Genomic DNA, 18,855 nt, shown 5'->3' on the forward strand with positions numbered 1-18,855 from the left:
ACGCTGTTAGCCCAGCCAAGATTAATATAAAAACGTATTTTAATTTACCCTGATGGCAGAGGGCTACTTGAAGTGCTCGAGGTGCGGGCGGGCGATGGACGAGAACGCGAAATGCTCTATATGCGGCCAGCCGCTGTGCCTCTACGACATGCGCGAGCTTGAGGGATACGGTATGCTGTGCCCGCGCTGCTACGAGGACATCTCTTTCCTTTATCATTCGAAAAAGTGTGACATTATCCGGTGATCATCATGAACTTCGACGTCGTTGCCGTGAGCAGGGAGGCGCCAACGCTCGGGAGGGCCGCTTACGATAATACCATGGAGGCGCTGAACGTGCTGGAGCATGACGGCCGGCTCGATAAGGTACGGCTGAGCGGCACGATCATGGTCAAGCCGAACTTCACCCAGCCGCCGAACCCCTCGCTCAAATACGGCCCCAGGGAGTCCGACCTGAGCGTCCACAATCACGTCTGCACTGACCCGTTCTCTATTATGGCCGCCTGTGACTTCATTAAGTCGCACGGGGGCCGGCCGTTCATCGCCGAGGGCACTAAATGGCCGGGCGGAACGAAGGGCGTGTTCCTGCAGATGGGCTGCGAATCGTTGCTTGAAGGCAGCGAAGTGCCACTTTATGATACGATAACCACCGGGGCGGGCGACCGCGTGCATGTGTCGCCGTCGAAGGTATGGAATGAGGATTTTGCCTCCCTGGAAGTGAACGGGATATTCACCGAGATCGACGGCGTCGTGAACATCGCGAAGCTGAAGTCCCATAGTAACGCGGTGATCACGGGGGCTGTGAAGAACATGTACGGCGCCCTGGAGCCCTCTAAACGGCGCGCTGAAGGCCACTACTGTGCCGACCCGCTCTGGGCGAGCATCTCGAGGAAGAACATGGCAAAGGGATACAAGCTGTTGTGCGAGACATTCGTACAGGTGCACGACGCCATACTGACCTCTTTCGACCTCGACGAGATATGCGTGATCGAGGGCATCATATCGGGCGAGGGCGACGGCCCGCTCTACCGCCCCGCAATGCCCAGGCAGGAGTACGTCGTGCTTGCCTCGGTGAACAATCCGGCCACCATCGACGCCGCCGAAAGCTATTATGCCGGCTTTTCCCCGGAGTACCTGGCGAGCGAGGCAACGTATCGTTTGAGCGAACTGCGCTCCGTGCCCGACGAGGAATTCCTCGACTCCTACGCCGACCAGTACTTCCTGAGGCTGGCCCGCGAAGCGGGCATGGGCAGCACCCGTGACTTCGGCGTATATGCCATAACAGAAAAGGCTTCGGAGATCATACCGTGCGATATGCTGGGCCTCATTCGCCGGGGCGACGTGTTCGAGCTCCCGACTTTCGTTCGATATGCGGCCAATACGCCCATGTTCGAGCGCATACCGGACGGCGAGCTCGAGTTCAGGGTCGAAGCTGCCGCATGAGATAAAATAAGGCAACGGTTTAATATCTACACGCCATATATTATAATGGAGATAATTCGTATGAAGCTCACCTGGCATGGCCATTCAAATTTCGAGGTCGAAGACAGCCTCGATACGATCATCGATCCATTCTTTATGGGTAATTCAATGGCCGATGTCAAATGGGACGAGGTGAGCCCGGACGTCCTCGTCATTACGCACGGCCATGCCGACCACATGGGCGACGCCATAAGCATCGCGAAGGAGACCGAATGTGAGATCATCGGCGTCAACGAGCTGGCGAAGTACATGCAATCCCGGGGCATCGATGCGCTGGGTTCTAACATCGGCGGCACCATCGAGCTGGGCCCGGTGAAATACACCCTGGTCCAGGCTGTCCACTCGAACGGCATCGACGAGGCGGGATTCGGCTGGGATGCAGGAAGCCCTGCGGGCGTCGTCATCGAGGACACCAGTGTCGTCTACCATGCCGGAGATACGGCCTTATTCAGCGACATGGCCCTTATCGGCGAGCTTTATAAGCCTAAGGTGGCTTTGTTGCCCATCGGCGGGCGTTTCACTATGGATGCCAGGGCTGCTGTTATGGCGGTGAAGCTCATCAAGCCCGAGCTCGTCGTGCCCATGCACTATAATACGTTCGACGTGATCAAGGCCGACCCGTGGAAGTTCCAGAAGATGGTCGAGGACGAGACCGATGCCGAGGCCGTCGTGATGGAGCCCGGTGACTCAATAGACATATAAATTTTTTTTATTCTTCCGCAGTTTGGGTTGAAATTTTTTTTCTATCCCTTCGCTGTATGCCGTCTGGGCGTGTCCTCAACCACAGGGGCCAGTAGTTCCGTGCTTACTCCAGATTTGTTGCATGCTTATTGCCTTATCTAGAATAGTCTATTTTAAGTCACTAAGTGGATTGCTCCCGTTTTTGTGGACAGGTAGTTAAGGCACATCTGCTTAGAGGTGTGTGTTGATGGGTAAGATGGAGCGGCGGAGGTTTTCGCGGGAGTTTAAGCTTCAGGTGTTGCGGGAGCTTGAGAGTTGTAAGAGTGTGGCAGAGGTGTGTCGGGAACATGATCTCACACGGTTCCTTGTCGCGAGGTGGAAGCGGGAGCATGGGAAGGATCCTGACGCGTTTCAGGGTAAGGGTAAGTGTAAGGCTCGCGTGGATGAGAATCGGACGAGGGAGTTGGAGAGGCTGGTTGGCCAGTTGTATGCGGAGAATGATTTTTTAAAAAGAGCGTTGGCCAACATGAAGAAACGTGCGGAAGAAGATCGAGGGAGAGATCGTATATGAGCGTACTGGAATGTCGTGGTAGTCTTCCGGTATCGAGGGCTGTGGAATTGATGGGGGTCAGCAGGAGTGGGTATTACCGGTGGCTGCATGCCCGAAGCAGGGTGAAGCCATGTAGGCCTGATTTGTTGCTCAGGGAGGAGATCCAGCGTATCGCCCTCGATTACCCGAGGTATGGGTACAGGCGTGTGGGGGTGGAACTCGTCCGTCGAGGGCATCGGGCAGGCCTGAAAAGGGTGTACGAGCTGATGAAACAGGATAATCTGCTCTGCGTGAGAAGACGGTACAGGCATTGTACTACTGACTCTAACCATAGCATGCGGGTGTACGAGAATCTGGCCAAGGGCATGAGGATCTCCGGTATTAACCAGTTGTGGGTGGCCGATATCACGTACATCCAGTTATCCAGGGAATACGTGTACCTGGCCGTAGTGATAGACGTGTACAGCAGACGGTGCCTGGGCTGGATGCTCAGCCGTAACATTGACACTCGGCTGACGCTGGGAGCATTGCATAATGCACTGGAGACCAGGAGGACGGAGTTAGGCGGCCTGGTTCATCATAGCGATCAGGGAGTCCAGTACGCCTCTAAGGAGTACGTGGAATGCCTCCTTGAGCACGGTATCCGGGTTAGCATGAGCAGGCGTGGCAATCCGTATGATAACGCGTTCGCCGAGAGCTTCATGAAGACCCTGAAGTACGAGGAGGTATACCTGAACGAGTACGAGACGTTCAAGGATGCAATGGAGAACATCGAACGGTTCATCGACGAAGTGTACAACCAGAAACGATTACACTCGTCGATAGGATACAGATCGCCAATCGAATACGAGAAAACATTAAATATGAATGTTGTGGCTTAACTAATTGTCTACTTTTATGGAAGCACTCCAAAGCGTACAGAGGCACTATTTTTACCACAATGGCACTAAGCTCACTGAGTTTCACAAAGCTTTCTTTTAAATGTAAGTCACTAAGGCCACAGAGATGGCTTTTTGGGTCAAGAGGCACAAAGGGGACAATGACACGATGACAAAAAGTTCTCTTGTTCATTCCGTTGTGCCATTGTTTCCTTTGTGCCCTAAAGACAATGAACCGGTCTTTGTGACCTCTGTCCCTTACATTTAAAAAAATCTTAGTGAGCCTTCGTGAACTCTGTGCCATTGTGGTGAGAATAGTGCCTCCGTCAGCTTAGTGCCTTAAACAAAAGCAAACGCTAATAATACTAACACGAAACTACTGGCCCCTGTAATTGAGGACACGCCCAGACGGCATTATGGGAAAGAGGGAATTCGAATCAGCTAAAGGCATATGATAAAAATTTTACAAAAAGTTAATATTGGTGCCAGTGGCGGTGTCCGCCGCTGAGCAGGCCGGCCAGTATGCCGACGATAAACCCGATGGCGGCAAGCAGCGCAGCCATACGTATGCCGCTCAGGCCGGTCAGGCCTTGAAGTCCCGAGAGCAGGGCGGCATTGAACCTGGGGAATAGCTCTACGACCCATCCGACGATAAAGCCGAAGATAGCGCCGAAAACGGCTCCCAGGACGGTTCTGATCACTCTACCAAGTACCATGATATCACCTTATTCAGATCAATTTCTTTCGTAATCTTTCAAGCCTCTGTTCGATATGCCCAAGATTATCCGCAAGGGGCTTGATCTTCTCCAGGGGTAGGTCTTCCAGATATGAGATGTAGCTCTCGATCTCCCTGATGGCACCGTCAGCCGAATATGCCCTATCCATCCCCCGTCCGAACTCATCATACGTAGTATCGGCAGCCTCATAGCGGCCATCCTCTCGTTTCCTGATAAGGCCTTCCTCGACCATCTTCACGAGCAGAGGATAAATAGAGCCCGGCGAAGGCCGCCAGCTCCCGTAGCTCATGGACTCGATGGCGTCCATGATCTCGGCCCCGTTCTTAGGGCTGTCATTAAGCGTATACAGGATCCAGGTCCGCAGGCCGCCATAGCCGCCGTACCGGCCCAGCTTATCGAATTTTCTCCAGAAATTACGCATATCGGGCATGATCTCACCTTATCGTTTAAACGATATCGAATAATCGATATCGCCAATCCGATATAGCACTTGCTATTATATATAGCTTATGTGTCGGGTACAAAAAACTAGATAATATGGGCTAGCTGTCCAGGGCCGGAAGCATGACGACAAACCTGGCACCTTTCCGGTAATCGCCCTCGACGCGGTCCTCGACCCAGAATTTACCGCTATAATCGTCGATGAGCATTTTTATAAGGCAAAGGCCGAATCCCTTCCCGCGGGCGCGTGTACTGGTCAGGTTGAGCCTGTCGAACAACGTTTGCTTTAGCCCGTCCGGGATCCCGGGGCCATTGTCCTCGACCATAACTTTGTAGTATTTTTTATCGCCTATTACCGTCTCTTTAATGGTTATACTGATATCTAGAGCCCCCGACGAGTGCTTGATGGCATTGCCCACGATATTGATGAAAACGTCCTTCAGGAGCTCGTTCGCCATTACTTTGTGGCCGCCGGCCGGGACAAAATTAATCGTCACATCGCGGCCCGGTACAGATATGTAATAGGATTTAACCTCCTCGAGCAGAGAATCCAGGTCCACTATGGCCGGGTTATACAGCCCTTCCTTCTCCTTCTGCAGCTTCCGCACGTTATCGATGAGCTTCGAGCTATTCTTCAACGATTCGATGGGCTTCTCGATGAGTTCTATATTGCTCAAGTCTAGCTTTCCCTCGAGTTTCATGATGCCATGGGCCAGCTCTAAAAATCCCAGGGATATCTGGTTCATGTTGTTGATATCGTGGCCCATAAGATCGACGTAGAGCTCCGCCTGGGCTTTCGACTTTCTCAGATCCTCCTCGTACTTTTTGCGCAGTGTGATGTCGAGCGCCGTGAAAGTCACGCCCGCCTTCCAGTCCTTTGGGTCCAGCGGCGTCGAGCTTAAAATAATATGGATGATACTGCCATCCTTACGCTGCCACCGGGTCTCGACGCTGCCAGTGCCGCGCTCCCCGATCTGGCGGTACTTCTCCTGGCCTACGAAATCAAACTCCTCGTCCGACGGGTAAAATATGCGTGCGCTCTTGCCGATAAGCTCATCGCGGGAGTAGCCGGTCATATCGCATAGCCTGTCGTTCACATCCTGGATAACGCGATCTGCAACGAGCCCTATGCCCACCGGAGCTGCCCTGAAAATGCTATTCAGCCGGGCTTCCCTCGCCTGCAGCTTCTCTTCGGAGCGCTTTCGCTCCGTCACATCCCGCATCATCACCAGCATCTTATCCCCTATGTACGTACCAAAGAATTCCACGACCTTCACCGTGCCGTCCTTACAGGTCACGTTCGACTCCATCAAGCCTATCTCGTCGCTTTCTGACCGGCTGATAAGAGAATTCCACTGGGCCATGACCATCGACCGGTATGCAGGATCGGGATATGCGAGAGGCCACCAGTCTTCGATACTCGGCGCGTCCCTGAGGCTATATCCGAAAAAACGGGTGACTTTACTATTCATGTACTCGATGTTATCTTCGCTGTCAGAAACCACGGTAGGAAGAGGTAAATGCTCGATAAGCTGGAAGAACCGTTCCTCGCTCTTTCGCAGCTTTTCTGCCAGGGCGGCGTCCCGCCCGTCCGCAGTTTTATTATGGGAATGTACGGTCATGATGAAAGAAGTCTACAGTCACATAAAATATACTATATAAAATACTTTTGATAAAACTTAGTAATAAAAATTGTGCCTTAAAGGCCCGGTACATAATCGTCCGTGCCCTTATAAAAATTAAGGACGACATGGCTCTTGCTGTCTTTCAGCATCGGCCCCATCCTGACGCGCAGGTCGTTCGTATAGTACTCGTATTCCTTCACGTCGCAGAAGGCTAGCAGCAGCATGACGTCCCACTCCCCCGTGATGGAGACGTCCATAAGAACGCTCGGATCTGTCTTTATGGAACGAATAAACTCCGCCGCCTTTTCCTGGTCCGAGACGTCCAGCTTCAGGAACAGGATAAAATACGAGTGCAGCCCCAGCTTTTCGAGGTCTACGGCCGCCTTATACCTTTTAATGACTCCTTCCTTCTCAAGCTTCTTGATGCGTGACGCGACCGTCTGGCGGGTGACACCGCACTCCCCGGCCAGCCGGGCCATCGGTATATTCGAGTCCTTTACCAGCTCCGCCACGATCCTGCGGTCGATTTCATCGATCATGTGATTTTACGGGAAGTTAACTATGCTACGGGCCATATAACGACACATTAACTTCGCGTTAAGCCTCCGTATATAGCTATAGCACGGCACGTACATAAGTCTTTTCCACCATGTTAAAACAAATAATAAATAATATAACATTAAGAAAGATTAAAATACTAATTTATCGTTATACGTAAACAAAACAACCAGTTCATTTAACATCACGTTCATGGTGATATTTGTGAAGGATTACGTCGTTAAGGATATAAAGATGGCAAAACAGGGCGCCGAGCGCATCGAATGGGCCCGCCGCCACATGCCGGTACTGAACTACATCAAGGAAGAGTTCCAGAAGACGAAGCCCCTGAAGGGCGTCAACGTCATCGCATGTTTGCACGTCACGGTAGAGACGGCGAACCTCATCTCGACCCTGCAGGCCGGCGGCGCGAACGTGGCGCTGACCGCTTCCAACCCGCTCTCGACGCAGGACGACGTGGCCGCGGCCCTCGCGAAGGGCGGCGTCAAGGTCTATGCGATAAGAGGCGAGAACGAGAAACAGTACTACGAAAATATCGAGTCCGCCCTCAAGATCAAGCCGAATGTTACCTTAGACGACGGCGCCGACGTGATCGCGACCGTACACTCGAAGCACCCGGAATACCTGAAGGGCATCTACGGGGGCTGTGAGGAGACGACCACCGGCGTTATCCGGCTCAGGGCCATGGCCGCCGATGGCGCGCTCAAGTACCCGGTCATCGCGGTCAACGACGCCGAGACCAAGATGATGTTCGACAACCGGTACGGCACCGGGCAAAGCACCCTCCACGGGATCATAAACGCCACGAACATCCTTCTTGCCGGCAAGAACGTCGTGGTCGTCGGCTACGGCTGGTGCGGCCGCGGAGTGGCAATGCGTGCAAAGGGCATGGGCTCGAACGTGATCGTCGTCGAGGTCAGCCCACGCAAGGCCCTCGAGGCCGCCATGGACGGCTTCCGCGTCATGGACATGAAGCAGGCCGCGAAAGAGGGTGATCTCTTCATCACGGTCACTGGCGACGTCTCCGTCATAAGGAAAGAGCACTTCAAGCTCATGAAGGACCAGGCCATCGTCTGCAACTCGGGACATTTCAATGTCGAGATCGACCTGGAGGACCTGGGTAAGATGGCAAAGAAAGTTAACGAGGTCAAGACCGACGTCATGGAGTACGTCCTGGACGACGGCCGCAGGATCTATGTGCTGGCAGAAGGCCGTTTAGTCAATCTGGCCTGCGCGTTCGGCCACCCGCCCGAGGTCATGGACATGAGCTTCGCGAACCAGGCGCTCTCGGTCAAACACATCGTCGAGAACCACAAGAAGCTCAAGAATGAGGTCTACAAGGTCCCCGAAGCCATCGACAACCGTGTGGCGAAGATGAAGCTGGAGACCATGGGCATCAGCATCGAGAAGCTCACGAAGGAGCAGGAGAAATACCTGAGCTCCTGGAGCATGGGCACATAAGGAGGCCTAAGCGTGGTCGACGTGGTCATATCGGGCACCGTAGCCCTGGACAGCATTAGAACTCCCTTCGGCGAGGTTAAAGAGGTCCTGGGCGGCTCTGCCGTTTACTCCTCCGTCGCCGCCCGCGGGTTTGCTAAAACGGGCGTTTGCAGCGTAGTCGGCAAGGACTTCCCGAAGAAGTACCTGACGTTCCTGAACACGATGGGCGTCGATACCTCCGGAGTCGAGGTCAAGAAGGGCGACACCTTCCGGTGGTCCGGGTTCTACGAGTACGACATGAACCAGGCCCACACGCTGGACACGAAGCTGAACGTGCTGGCCGCGTTCGACCCGAAACTGCCGGACGCTTACCGGCAGTCTAAATATTTATTTTTAGCTAACACGGACCCCGAAGTCCAGATGAAGGTCTACAAGCAGATGAAGAAGCCGCGCTTCGTCATGATGGACACGATGAACTTCTGGATCGAGAATAAGAAGGAAGCCCTTACGAAGATGATCGAAAAGGTCGACGCCGTCGTCCTGAATGATGCCGAGGCCAGGCAGTACTGGGAGACGCCGAACCTGGTGCATGCGGGGCGCGCCTTCCTCGACCTGGGCCCGAAGGCCGTCATCATCAAGAAGGGCGAGCACGGAGCGCTCATGTTCACGGACGGCGCATGCTTTAGCGCCCCTGCGTACCCGCTGGAAAAGCTTGTCGACCCGACGGGTGCGGGCGACTCCTTCGCCGGCGGCTTTATAGGCTGGCTTGCCAGGACCGAGGACATCTCTCCGAGGAACATGCGAAAAGCGGTCATTTTCGGGAGCGCTATCGCCTCCTATAACGCGGAGGACTTCAGCCTCAACAAGCTTAAAAAGATTACCCGCGATGATATTTTCAATAGGTATATGATATTCCAGGACATAGTTTCCTTCTGATGGCAGAGTACAGGGAAGAGGTCGAAAAGTACCTGTCGGAGGTCTTCGCGAAGCCGGTACGGCTGGTGAGGATCCTGCCGATGGGCGCCGAGCCGGGGGAAAAGGAGCTAAAAGGATTCGGCTATGGTAAGCCATACGCGGTAGACTATATCGTCGAGGGCGAGATGCGGTCCTCGGTCCTGTCCTCGATGAAAGTGCAGAAGGGCTTCGGCCACGACACGTTCGCGGACCGGGCCTCCGCCATTTTATGGCAGAACATGGCCTTTAATACGCTGCCGAATCATGTCCGATCGCTCGACGCGGGCTTTTTTACCAAATATGGCGGCCTCAAGAGCGCAGGCGAGGCCGACGAGTTCTTTATATTAATGGACCGCGTCGGCGGCCTCGAATATTACCGTGACCTGGACCGTATCCGTGATACCCATTTCTTCCACCCTCTGGATGTAGACCGGGCCCTGGCGCTCTCTGACTACCTGGCCTATATCCATTCGCAGAAGCATGACGAGCCCGTACTTTACCATCGTCGTATCCGGGAACTGGTGGGTTCGGGCGAATGCATCATGGGCCTGGTCGACAGCTATCCGAAAGACTTCAAGTTTTATTCGGAGAGCGACTTCGAGCGCATGGAGCAAAAGTGCGTGGAATGGCGCTGGAAGCTTCACGATAAGGTGCATCGCCTGTGCGTCGTCCACGGCGACTTCCACCCGTGGAATATCATGTTCAGGAACGGCGTCGACTTTACGGTCCTCGACAGGAGCCGGGGCGAGTACGGAGAGCCTGCCGACGATGTCTCCTGCATGAGCATGAACTACCTGTTCTATTCGTTGCAGAAGTACGGGGAGCTCAAGGGAGAATACAAGGACCTTTTCGAGCGCTTTATCGAGAATTATCTAATAAAGAGCGGCGATTTTGACATGGTGAAGTACATGCCGCCGTTCTACGTGTTCCGGGCCCTGGTGGTCGCCAGCCCCCTCTGGTATCCCGGACTGAAGCCAGAGATCCGTGTAAAGCTCTTTAATTTCATCGATAATGTCCTCGATGCCGATGAGTTCGACTATAAGAACGCCGATCAATACTTGAAGAAGTGATCGTATGTCGTGGGCTGCATGGGTGACAGGGCTTCCCGGAAGCGGCAAGACCACCATAGCTGACATAACCGCAGATATTCTCAGGGTAAAAGGCGTGCATGTTAAAGTCCTGAATATCGACGATGTGCGAAAAGTGCTTACGCCCCATGCCACTTATAGCCTTGAAGAGCGGGCCATCGTCTACGCCGCCATGGCTTACATGGCAAAGCTGCTGGTCGACGAGGGCGTGAACGTGATCATCGACGCCACGGGCAACCTGAGGCAGTACCGTGACGTAGCCCGAAAGCTCATACCCGACTTCGTGGAAATATACGTCAAATGCCCGCTGGACGTGGCCATCAGGCGCGAGGAGGCCCGAAGGGGCGGGAATGCGCCGAAGGATATCTATAAAAAAGGCATGACTGGCAAGAGCTCGACCGTTCCCGGCGTGAACGTCGTGTATGAGCCCCCGGAGGCGCCTCTTGTTACGCTGGATACGGAAAAATTGTCGGCCGCGGATGCTGCTGCCCTGGCCGCCGACGTGCTGATGTCCCATTTTGGTGAAGCCTATGACTGAGCTTAGCCTCGTTAAGCGTATGGCAGAGAACGTCCTGAAGTGCTCGACCGAATACCTTTCATCTCACCTGGACTATGATGAGGTGCTTAAGCGGCGTGCTACCGATGTCACCCGGCGCATCGACATGGTCGCCGAGGAGGCGCTGGATGCCGCCATTATCGAGGAGGGCATCTCGGCCAGGATCATCAGCGAAGAGCTGGGCGAGCATATTGTCCCGGCCGGAAAAGAGCCCGAGTATACGCTCATCATGGACCCCATCGACGGCTCGGCGAACCTTTCTATGGGCATCCCCTATTATTGTACGTCTCTTGCGCTTTCGAAAAAGACGCAGAATGCGACGTTCGCCGACATCGATGCCGGCGCCGTTGCGGCCGTATGGGGAAAGACGTTCTATGCATCGAAAGGCCAGGGCGCATTCTATGACGGCGAGCGCCTGGCCACGAAGGAGCACCCCGAGAAGCCGAGGTACGTGCTATATTCCTTCGGCGTCGGCCCAATTCCTAAAAATATTATTTCGCTGGTCGAGAAAAAGTGCCTGACGCGCACTATGGGAAGCGTTGCCCTGGATATGTCCCAGGTCGCCAGGGGCTCGCTGGACGCCATCATCGATTCCCGGGACCGGATCAGCGGCTACGACATCATGGCCGCCTCGCTTATTCTCAAGGAGGCGGGCGGCGTACTGACAGGCTATGCGGGAAATGATATGTCCACGATGCCGGTGAATGCCGGCAGCTTTTCTATTCTGGGCGCTGCGAACAGCGAACTACATAAAAAGCTTCTTGAAAGCCTGCATTAGGCAGGGTTAATCCAGACGCCCCATTTTTTCTCTACGCGTGCTTTCTCATTTTCATATTCTTCACGATGCTCAGATAAGTACCGTATCCGGTCGTAGGCGGCCTTAACGGCCTTCTGCGCAGCCTCGGACGTAAGCTTCCAGAACCGGTCATCGTCCACTTTCACGAACTCCTCGTTAAATATCTCGAAGACTATGTCGTACATGCCGTAGAGGCTCGTAGTATTGCAGGAAAAACTATTCCCCACGGCCTGCCCGAAAGCACGTGCAAAAAGCTCATCGCCAAATCCCAGACGCAGCGAGGCAAGCTCGCCCAGCTTTGTGATCGTGTCGTGGATGCTCTTACGCATATCCTCCTTATCGCTGGTAAGATACTGCTCTTTACCGAAAGCCGCCCGTATATGCCGGTGCACGATGGCCTCGCTGGCCGAGATGGGCACCTTTTCCTCGTAAACATGAGGGGCCTTCCACACGATCTCCAGCTCATCCCATGGCGTATCTCCGATGTCGCCGATCATCGAGAAAAGGATGCGCAGGCCTCTCCAAAGCTCGTTGACCGTCTCCCGGACGGCATCATTCAGCTGCGGCCGGATCTTTAGAACAAGCTCGTCGCCCTCGACGCCGGCAGAAAATTCAGCATCCAGGCCCTCCAGGGCCTCGTATTCGATAGGAAAAAGAATGCCCACTGAATCCTCGATCTTCTCGATCTTAAGGTCGACGGTGTCGAAGACTTTCATACACTATAAAAATAATTTTATTTGTATTTAATCGTTGGGCAATGCCGGAAGCACAATAAGGTTAATAACTGTCGGATACACCAATAATATAATGGTATTTATTTGGCGACGTTTGGTAAATTGTACCTTGTCCGGATTTATTGCACCAGGCAGAAACGGCGATTAACCATTTCTGACACTCCTAAAGGATGACCGATAATACATACGATGAACATCATTATAATTTTTTAGTCTATTCGCATCCAATGTTAGAGCCCAAATTATGGTTGTCCCATTTCTATCTTGGGGTATATAGCCAGCTCCTCGTTTTTGGACTTTTTCTTATAAAAATATATGGATAATAATCACTTATCAATAGCTGGTAGCATGACCACGAACCGTGCGCCCTTCGTATGATTGCCTGGTACCCTGTCCTCGACATGGATGGTACCGTAGAAATCCTCTACGAGCGATTTGACCAGGTATAAGCCTAATCCCTTGCCACCGACTTTCCCATTCTCTTTCCGAAGCCTCTCGAACACATTCTCCTTTAAAGTGTTAGGAATACCCGGGCCGTCATCCTCTACGATGACCCGGCAATACTCTCCCCCATCCTCCCGGATACGCTCTAATCGCAGGCCTATCCACACGGACTTCCCGGGGCCAGAATGTTTTATCGAGTTGCCTATAAGATTGGAAAACACGTCCCTGAGCAGCCCGTTAGCCATCACATGACAATCCCCAAGCGGTGAATAGTCGATGGCGACGTCCTTGCCCGGCACGTTCAAGTACTCGTCCCTCAACTCGGCGAGCAGGCCGTCCAGATCGATCACCTCTATTTTGAGCCCGCCCGTCTTCACTTTTTGAAGCTTTCTCACGTTATCGATCAGCCTCGAGCTATTTTGTATGGCATCGAGAGGCTTCTTGACAAGATCTTTAATATTATCGTCCTTGACTACATCAACGGCCAGCTCAAGATAACCCAGTGCTATCTGATTCATGTTATTAATGTCGTGGCCCATCAAGTCGAGGTAAAGCTCGGCCTGTGCCTTTGAATCGACGAGTTGTTTTTCGGCCAGCGTTCGTTCGATGATGTCCGCTGTCTGACGGGCCAGCAGGTCTATCAGCTTCAGCTCCCTCTCGTCCGGTCTGCGTGGGGTCCGGTAATGAGTGGAGAATATTCCCATCAGACGTCCGGAGCGGTTCAATAGCGGCGTGGACTGGACCGCCCTGACTCCCGCCGCTAGCATGACCTCCAGATCGGGGGTGCCCATGAAGACGGGGCTACGGGTGACGTCCTCGACGACAACGCGCTCTTTCCGCGACATTGCCTCTCCGCATGCCGCACGGCCTTCGGCGACGTTATCAAAATAGTCTAAGAACGGCCGATCGAAGCCACGATGCGCCACGATCCTGAGCCGGCCCGACTCTAGGTCAAGTACCTGTATGTTACCCATATCGGAATTTGTAATGGAAGTAGCCGCATTAATGATCTGGCTGAGGACGGCCGACAGGTCCCCATCAAGCACGGATTTCACGCTGATCGCATGAAGCCGGTCCATGGCATCCAGTTCAGAGGCCAGATGGTCCTTTGTATTAGACAGCTCTTTCTCGGCCCACTTGCGTTCGGTGATGTCGAAGAAGAGCCCGATGAGCATGTCCCTGCCGTTGATCTTTAAAAGCTGAGCGTTGATCCAGACCGGGATCCCCCTCCCATCCACATGCTGAACTTCGGCTTCCGCATTCTTGAAACTGCCTCCCCTGCCGTGCAACGCGAAGATCTTTTTATACTTTTCCTCTTCACCTTCAGGGTGCAGCCTTGATTGATGCATGCCGATGATCTCGTTCCTCGAACGCCCTGTAAGGGCCTCGGCATTTGAGTTACATTCAACGATATTGCCGGTCTCAACGTCCGCAATAAAAATGGCTGCGCCCGCGCTCTCGAAGATCGCCTTGAACTTGGCCTCCGAATTGATGAGCGCCTCCTCGGCCAGCTTGCGCCCGGTGATGTCCTGTAATATAGATAGGTTCATATCTCCGATGGACGAGAAATAAGCTAAAACCTCCTTCTTTGAGCCATCTTTGCAGGCGACTGTGACCTCCTGTGGGGTAATACTGGCCTTGTTCTTGACCGCTTTGCCCACGGCCGTATACCACCGTTTTTTCACAAATTCACGGTATAGCTCGTCGGGATAGGCGATCAGCCACCACTCGTTGATACTAGGAATATCTTTTATCGTGTAACCGAAGACTTCAGAGAACTTTTTATTAATGTAGTAATTCTTTTCCTCCAGATACACGACCATAGGAATCGGCGAAGTATCAATAATCCTTCTAAGCATGCTTTCGCTCTCGCTCAACTCCCGTGTCCGCTGCTCCACTTTCACTTCCAGGTCATCCCGGGCCCTGCGGAGTTCTTCTTCCATTTGTTTACGCCTGGTGATGTCGATGTTGATGCCGATCAACTTAAGGGGTTTCTCCGACTCGTCCTTGAACACGAAGGATCTTCCATAAAGCCAATGTATCGTGCCGTCGGGCCATACCACTCGCCACTCGCCCTCAAAACTGCCCTTCGCCATAGCCTCATTAACACGACGAACGACCTCAGGCCTATCCTGGGGATAGACCATCTGCTCCCAGGCCTCTTCAGACCCAGGAAATTCGCCCGGAGGCAGGCCATACAATGCCTCCAGCTCCGGCGTCCACGTATTCACGCCCGTCTGGATGTTCCACTCGAACGTGCCGGCATGGGCCACCTGTTGCGCCAGACGTAGCCGCTCCTCACTCTCCCGCAACGAATTCACAGCCCGTTTAAGCTCGGAAGGGCCAAAAGAAGTTACATCTTCATGCTTTAATCTTAATTCGTTTTCCAGAACAACGACACGGTCATTCAACTCGGCGATGAGCCGGTCTTTGCTTCCGGCATCTTCACTACAGGAACGGACCAACTTCCTCCTCGACCGCGATTTCGATGCCATGACCCATCCTTATAAATAGCTATTGAGTTGTTATCGGTACGTATTAATATTTATATCGGAAATAAAACCTCTACGGCTTAATATAAATATTTTATAATGAAAAATAAAAGTCACTTATCTACAGCCGGCAGCATGACCACGAACCTGGCGCCCTGCGTGTAGTCGCCCTTCACACGGTCTTCAACCCAGACCATGCCCCCATAGCTGTCCACCAGAGATCGGACGAGATACAACCCGAGGCCACTGCCCCTGGCTTTGGTGTCGCCACGCTGCAACCTGTTAAAGATACTCTTTTTAATGTCGTCAGATATTCCCGGCCCATCGTCCTCCACTGTGAACTTGTTATAATTCTGGCCATTAAACACAGTGGCCTCTAACTTGACATTAATGGTCGGCGCGAGCCCCGCGTGCTTGATAGCATTACCTATCAAGTTCTCGAAGACCTCGTGCAGGAGGTCATTGGCCAAAACCGGACAGCCAGGAGGCAGCTCATAATTGAAAGTGGCCTTCACATTGGGCATGTTCGAGTAGTGACCGAGCGCCCGCAGAATAGCCGGACAGGCGTCCACCTCGTAGAGCTTTAACGCTCTGTTTTGGGCTTTCTGCAGCTTCCGCACGTTATCGATAAGTCGGGTACTGCTCTCCAATGCGCCCATCGACTTTAACAATAACTCCTTATCCTTTTTTTCGATGTCAGGCGAATTCAGCGTTAGTTCCAGGTATCCCATCGCTGACTGGTTCATGTTGTTGATATCGTGGCCCATCAAGTCCAGGTACAGTTCCGCCTGAGTCTTGGCTTCATTTAATTCTTCCTCCGCCTGCTTGCGCTCGGTGACGTCGAAAAACGTCGCCACACCCGCGGGCTTGCCCATATACATGATCGGCCCGGCAGACAGTTCTATCCACCGCGCTTCGCCGCCCCTCGTGATGATCTTGATCTCATAGGGCGTCGGTGCGGGCTTGCCTTGTTGTCTCGCCAGGCCGCGCTCCTTGACCATCTCCCGGAAATCCGGGTGCACGATGCCCCAGAACTTCATCTTTAAGAGTTCCTCATTCGAGTAGCCGGTAATCCTTTCAGCAGCCTCATTAACATAGACCAGGCTTTCGCCCTGATAGACATAGATTGCCGCCTTAGACGTATCGGCGAGGACCCGGAACTTCTCCTCGCTCTCCCGCAACGCCTCCATAGCCCGCTTGATCGTATCCACCATATCATCGAACGAGCGGGCAAGGTCTCCGATCTCGTCCTTCCTATCGAGCGGGATGGACTTACGATAATCATCGATTTTTAATGCTTCTGTGGTGGCGTGTGACAGGCTTGAGATTGGAGCAACGATGCTGTTCCCTAAGTATAGGCCTAACCCGGCAGCGATTAGTGATAAGGCGACTACTACTAAAAAGATGAGCAGGGTGGCGTCCCACACGGGCTTGTATGCCACGCTCTGCGGCATTGCTACCACCACACCCCACCCAAGATGGTCAATTGGGGCGTAGGCCCCTATCATAGACTGGTTATAGATCGGATTGTAATATTCGCCGGCACCCGCTTTACCGCTGAGGACGCTCTGCACCGCCGGCACGGAACTAAAATCAGTCATATTCCGCATATATTCCGGATCATTGTGCACCATGATGTGCCCGGTACTGTTCACAAGGTATGCGTGTTGGTTCGTAATGACAGTACTTTTAATTTTATTCGAGAATTCTTCGAGGTCTACGGTGCCGACCATCACACCAAGCACGGTGCCATTGTTGTCCTTAATCGGAACTCCTATCGGTACGACGGGCATTTGATTTAAACCGGGCACCGCATCGCCGATATCCGTATTGCCGGTCCTGAACACGCTGCCCACATATGAATAATTACTAGCATTACTTCCGATCAGACCCGAAATCGGATCCGTACTTTCGATAACAATACCCTTACTGTCCACGAAATATATGCTATTGATCCGATTAGTACTATTCACATAGGTGGCAGCCGAATGCAAAACGGGCCGGTTGTCCTCCGCCACCGCGCTGACAACGGATGGTCTATCCGCAATGCTCTCCAAGAAAAGCTGGGAGGTCTGCAGGTAGTCGGGCGTAAAGGCCGAAATGGTCTTTACATTGTTTAAATACTCGTCATAAATATTTTGTTTAACGACTCCCTGGAAATAGAGGGTGCCGGCTACACCCATTAAAACTATAGGGAGTACCATCATCAAAATGATGATAAATGTCCTCAGCCTGATCGAATGCAGCCAAGGCATTCGGGACCGACCCCCTTGGTCACTATACATTTAGATGCCCATCCGCTCTACGTCCATGACATCACACTTGTTTCCAAAGATTCCGAAGCTTAAATTGATTTCCGTGAAAAATAAACCTCCTCGGCTTACTATAAATATTTTACAATAAAGAAAAGGCTAATCGACTAAGGAAAGAAGGTGTCATTAAATAATTTTAGCCTTCACCTTATCGTATAGCTTAACCTTCTTGCCCTCTCGTAGGTTCTTCTGGTTATACCAGTATGTCGGTTCATTTCTTCGTACTCCGTTCAACCTTTAGGGGAAGATAAGGTGATTTTTGTCGCACCACGGCGAAGCTTGCCGAAAGCCGTTGTACCATAAGGTTAATAATGCACAAATGAAGTTTATACTGGGTGTTCGAGTACGGGTGAGCATTTACGGATAGCGTGGGGCATAACGGGCGCGGGACATCTCCTGAAGGACTCTTACGAGGTAATGAAAGAGATAAAACTGAATGGTCACTCCATCACGACATTCATGTCCCGGGCCGGGGAAGAGGTCTCCCGAATGTACGGGCTCCTCGACTCGACTAAGGAGATCTCGGACGGCTCGTACCTCAACGAGATCTATCTCGACTCTAACCAGGGCGCCAGCTTCCCCAAGATCGGCCGGTTCAACGTGGGCAGGTACGACGTTTTCATCTTATCGCCGGCGACCTCGAACACGGTCTCAAAGATCGTATACGGGATAGCGGATACGCTCGTAACGAACTGCGCCGCGCAAGCCATGAAAGGCGGCATACCGTCGCTTATAGTGCCCGTCGACTGGGAAAGCGGAGTCACTTCCTTCATGCCCTATACGATAGACCGCTCCAAATGCAAGTCCTGTGAGGTCTGCCCACCGAGGGAAAGCTGTCCCAACGAGGCCATCACCGACCAGATCGACCTATTAAAATGCCAGGGATGCGGCACCTGCGTCGACCTTTGCGAGTACGGCGCCATATCAGGCGGAGGCGAGGTACCGTTAAAAATAAGAAAGGTAGATGCTCGAAACACGAAGATGCTCTCGGAGATGGAAAGCGTATCCATCTACCGTCACCCGAAAGACATATTAGATAAGATACGCAACTGGAATTATTAACGGTGTGGACACTCCCGCAAAAAAACAG

At 52.9% G+C, this 18,855-nt stretch carries 17 protein-coding genes; 10 read left to right on the forward strand and 7 right to left on the reverse strand.

What is annotated here, in order from left to right:
* Nucleotides 1–52 precede the first annotated feature (52 nt).
* From MCP_RS06745 to MCP_RS06760, 4 genes are all read left to right on the forward strand, one after another.
* On the forward strand, nt 53–244 hold the full coding sequence (locus MCP_RS06745; protein WP_012900086.1) for a hypothetical protein: 192 nt from the start codon (nt 53–55) through the stop codon (nt 242–244).
* Between the two features lie 5 nt (nt 245–249).
* Nucleotides 250–1,440, forward strand: a complete 1,191-nt coding sequence (locus MCP_RS06750; RefSeq protein WP_012900087.1) for a DUF362 domain-containing protein — start codon at nt 250–252, stop codon at nt 1,438–1,440.
* A gap of 60 nt (nt 1,441–1,500) precedes the next feature.
* On the forward strand, nt 1,501–2,181 hold the full coding sequence (locus MCP_RS06755; protein WP_012900088.1) for a metal-dependent hydrolase: 681 nt from the start codon (nt 1,501–1,503) through the stop codon (nt 2,179–2,181).
* Between the two features lie 226 nt (nt 2,182–2,407).
* Nucleotides 2,408–3,591, forward strand: a protein-coding gene (locus MCP_RS06760; protein ID WP_394296150.1) for an IS3 family transposase whose coding sequence is annotated in 2 segments (ribosomal slippage) — nt 2,408–2,702 and nt 2,702–3,591 — 1,185 coding nt in all. Because the reading frame shifts where the segments join, the coding sequence is not laid out codon by codon here.
* 470 nt (nt 3,592–4,061) lie between these two features.
* Here the strand turns inward: MCP_RS06760 and MCP_RS06765 are convergent.
* The 4 genes from MCP_RS06765 to MCP_RS06780 all read right to left on the reverse strand — a co-directional run bounded on the left by MCP_RS06765 (nt 4,062) and on the right by MCP_RS06780 (nt 6,930).
* Nucleotides 4,062–4,304, reverse strand: coding sequence for a hypothetical protein (locus MCP_RS06765; protein WP_012900091.1), 243 nt, complete (start codon nt 4,302–4,304; stop codon nt 4,062–4,064).
* 13 nt (nt 4,305–4,317) lie between these two features.
* A complete protein-coding gene (locus MCP_RS06770) occupies nt 4,318–4,755 on the reverse strand; it encodes a PadR family transcriptional regulator (RefSeq protein ID WP_012900092.1) in 438 nt (145 codons plus the stop codon).
* Between the two features lie 112 nt (nt 4,756–4,867).
* The gene (locus MCP_RS06775; RefSeq protein ID WP_012900093.1) at nt 4,868–6,388 is read right to left on the reverse strand and encodes a PAS domain S-box protein; all 1,521 of its coding nucleotides are present in this window, start codon (nt 6,386–6,388) and stop codon (nt 4,868–4,870) included.
* Between the two features lie 77 nt (nt 6,389–6,465).
* Nucleotides 6,466–6,930 (reverse strand): Lrp/AsnC family transcriptional regulator, encoded by a 465-nt coding sequence (locus tag MCP_RS06780; protein ID WP_012900094.1) that lies wholly within the window; start codon nt 6,928–6,930, stop codon nt 6,466–6,468.
* A gap of 211 nt (nt 6,931–7,141) precedes the next feature.
* Between MCP_RS06780 and ahcY the strand changes: the two genes are divergently transcribed.
* The 5 genes from ahcY to MCP_RS06805 are packed head-to-tail and all read left to right on the forward strand — an operon-like array spanning nt 7,142 to nt 11,765.
* The gene (gene ahcY / locus MCP_RS06785; RefSeq protein WP_128567080.1) at nt 7,142–8,410 is read left to right on the forward strand and encodes an adenosylhomocysteinase; all 1,269 of its coding nucleotides are present in this window, start codon (nt 7,142–7,144) and stop codon (nt 8,408–8,410) included.
* Between the two features lie 12 nt (nt 8,411–8,422).
* Nucleotides 8,423–9,325: a PfkB family carbohydrate kinase gene (locus MCP_RS06790; protein WP_012900096.1), complete on the forward strand. Its 903-nt coding sequence runs from the start codon at nt 8,423–8,425 to the stop codon at nt 9,323–9,325.
* Complete coding sequence (locus MCP_RS06795) at nt 9,325–10,413, forward strand: phosphotransferase family protein (RefSeq protein WP_012900097.1); 1,089 nt, start codon at nt 9,325–9,327, stop codon at nt 10,411–10,413. Before MCP_RS06790 ends, MCP_RS06795 begins: the two co-directional genes overlap by 1 nt.
* A 4-nt stretch (nt 10,414–10,417) precedes the next feature.
* Nucleotides 10,418–10,969: an adenylyl-sulfate kinase gene (locus MCP_RS06800; RefSeq protein WP_012900098.1), complete on the forward strand. Its 552-nt coding sequence runs from the start codon at nt 10,418–10,420 to the stop codon at nt 10,967–10,969.
* Complete coding sequence (locus MCP_RS06805; protein WP_012900099.1) at nt 10,962–11,765, forward strand: inositol monophosphatase family protein; 804 nt, start codon at nt 10,962–10,964, stop codon at nt 11,763–11,765. Before MCP_RS06800 ends, MCP_RS06805 begins: the two co-directional genes overlap by 8 nt.
* Here the strand turns inward: MCP_RS06805 and MCP_RS06810 are convergent.
* The 3 genes from MCP_RS06810 to MCP_RS06820 all read right to left on the reverse strand — a co-directional run bounded on the left by MCP_RS06810 (nt 11,762) and on the right by MCP_RS06820 (nt 17,738).
* Complete coding sequence (locus MCP_RS06810) at nt 11,762–12,499, reverse strand: hypothetical protein (protein WP_012900100.1); 738 nt, start codon at nt 12,497–12,499, stop codon at nt 11,762–11,764. The genes MCP_RS06805 and MCP_RS06810 overlap by 4 nt on opposite strands.
* Nucleotides 12,500–12,843: 344 nt before the next feature.
* Nucleotides 12,844–15,456: a PAS domain S-box protein gene (locus MCP_RS06815; RefSeq protein WP_128567081.1), complete on the reverse strand. Its 2,613-nt coding sequence runs from the start codon at nt 15,454–15,456 to the stop codon at nt 12,844–12,846.
* A 110-nt stretch (nt 15,457–15,566) separates the two neighbouring features.
* Nucleotides 15,567–17,738, reverse strand: coding sequence for a PAS domain S-box protein (locus MCP_RS06820; protein WP_128567082.1), 2,172 nt, complete (start codon nt 17,736–17,738; stop codon nt 15,567–15,569).
* Nucleotides 17,739–18,128: 390 nt separating this feature from the next.
* Here MCP_RS06820 and MCP_RS06825 point away from each other — a divergent pair, with 390 nt between their 5' ends.
* A complete protein-coding gene (locus MCP_RS06825) occupies nt 18,129–18,827 on the forward strand; it encodes a dihydromethanopterin reductase (acceptor) (protein ID WP_128567083.1) in 699 nt (232 codons plus the stop codon).
* Nucleotides 18,828–18,855 lie beyond the last annotated feature (28 nt).

Source organism: Methanocella paludicola SANAE (genome assembly GCF_000011005.1).
GTDB classification, from domain to species: Archaea; Halobacteriota; Methanocellia; order Methanocellales; family Methanocellaceae; genus Methanocella; species Methanocella paludicola.

Coding starts and splice junctions, on each gene's coding strand:
- MCP_RS06745 (WP_012900086.1), top strand. CDS start 53: ATGGCAGAGGGCTACTTGAAGTGCTCGAGGTGCGGGCGGGCGATGGAC.
- MCP_RS06750 (WP_012900087.1), top strand. CDS start 250: ATGAACTTCGACGTCGTTGCCGTGAGCAGGGAGGCGCCAACGCTCGGG.
- MCP_RS06755 (WP_012900088.1), top strand. CDS start 1,501: ATGAAGCTCACCTGGCATGGCCATTCAAATTTCGAGGTCGAAGACAGC.
- MCP_RS06765 (WP_012900091.1), bottom strand. CDS start 4,304: ATGGTACTTGGTAGAGTGATCAGAACCGTCCTGGGAGCCGTTTTCGGC.
- MCP_RS06770 (WP_012900092.1), bottom strand. CDS start 4,755: ATGCCCGATATGCGTAATTTCTGGAGAAAATTCGATAAGCTGGGCCGG.
- MCP_RS06775 (WP_012900093.1), bottom strand. CDS start 6,388: ATGACCGTACATTCCCATAATAAAACTGCGGACGGGCGGGACGCCGCC.
- MCP_RS06780 (WP_012900094.1), bottom strand. CDS start 6,930: ATGATCGATGAAATCGACCGCAGGATCGTGGCGGAGCTGGTAAAGGAC.
- ahcY (WP_128567080.1), top strand. CDS start 7,142: ATGGTGATATTTGTGAAGGATTACGTCGTTAAGGATATAAAGATGGCA.
- MCP_RS06795 (WP_012900097.1), top strand. CDS start 9,325: ATGGCAGAGTACAGGGAAGAGGTCGAAAAGTACCTGTCGGAGGTCTTC.
- MCP_RS06800 (WP_012900098.1), top strand. CDS start 10,418: ATGTCGTGGGCTGCATGGGTGACAGGGCTTCCCGGAAGCGGCAAGACC.
- MCP_RS06805 (WP_012900099.1), top strand. CDS start 10,962: ATGACTGAGCTTAGCCTCGTTAAGCGTATGGCAGAGAACGTCCTGAAG.
- MCP_RS06810 (WP_012900100.1), bottom strand. CDS start 12,499: ATGAAAGTCTTCGACACCGTCGACCTTAAGATCGAGAAGATCGAGGAT.
- MCP_RS06815 (WP_128567081.1), bottom strand. CDS start 15,456: ATGGCATCGAAATCGCGGTCGAGGAGGAAGTTGGTCCGTTCCTGTAGT.
- MCP_RS06820 (WP_128567082.1), bottom strand. CDS start 17,738: ATGTATAGTGACCAAGGGGGTCGGTCCCGAATGCCTTGGCTGCATTCG.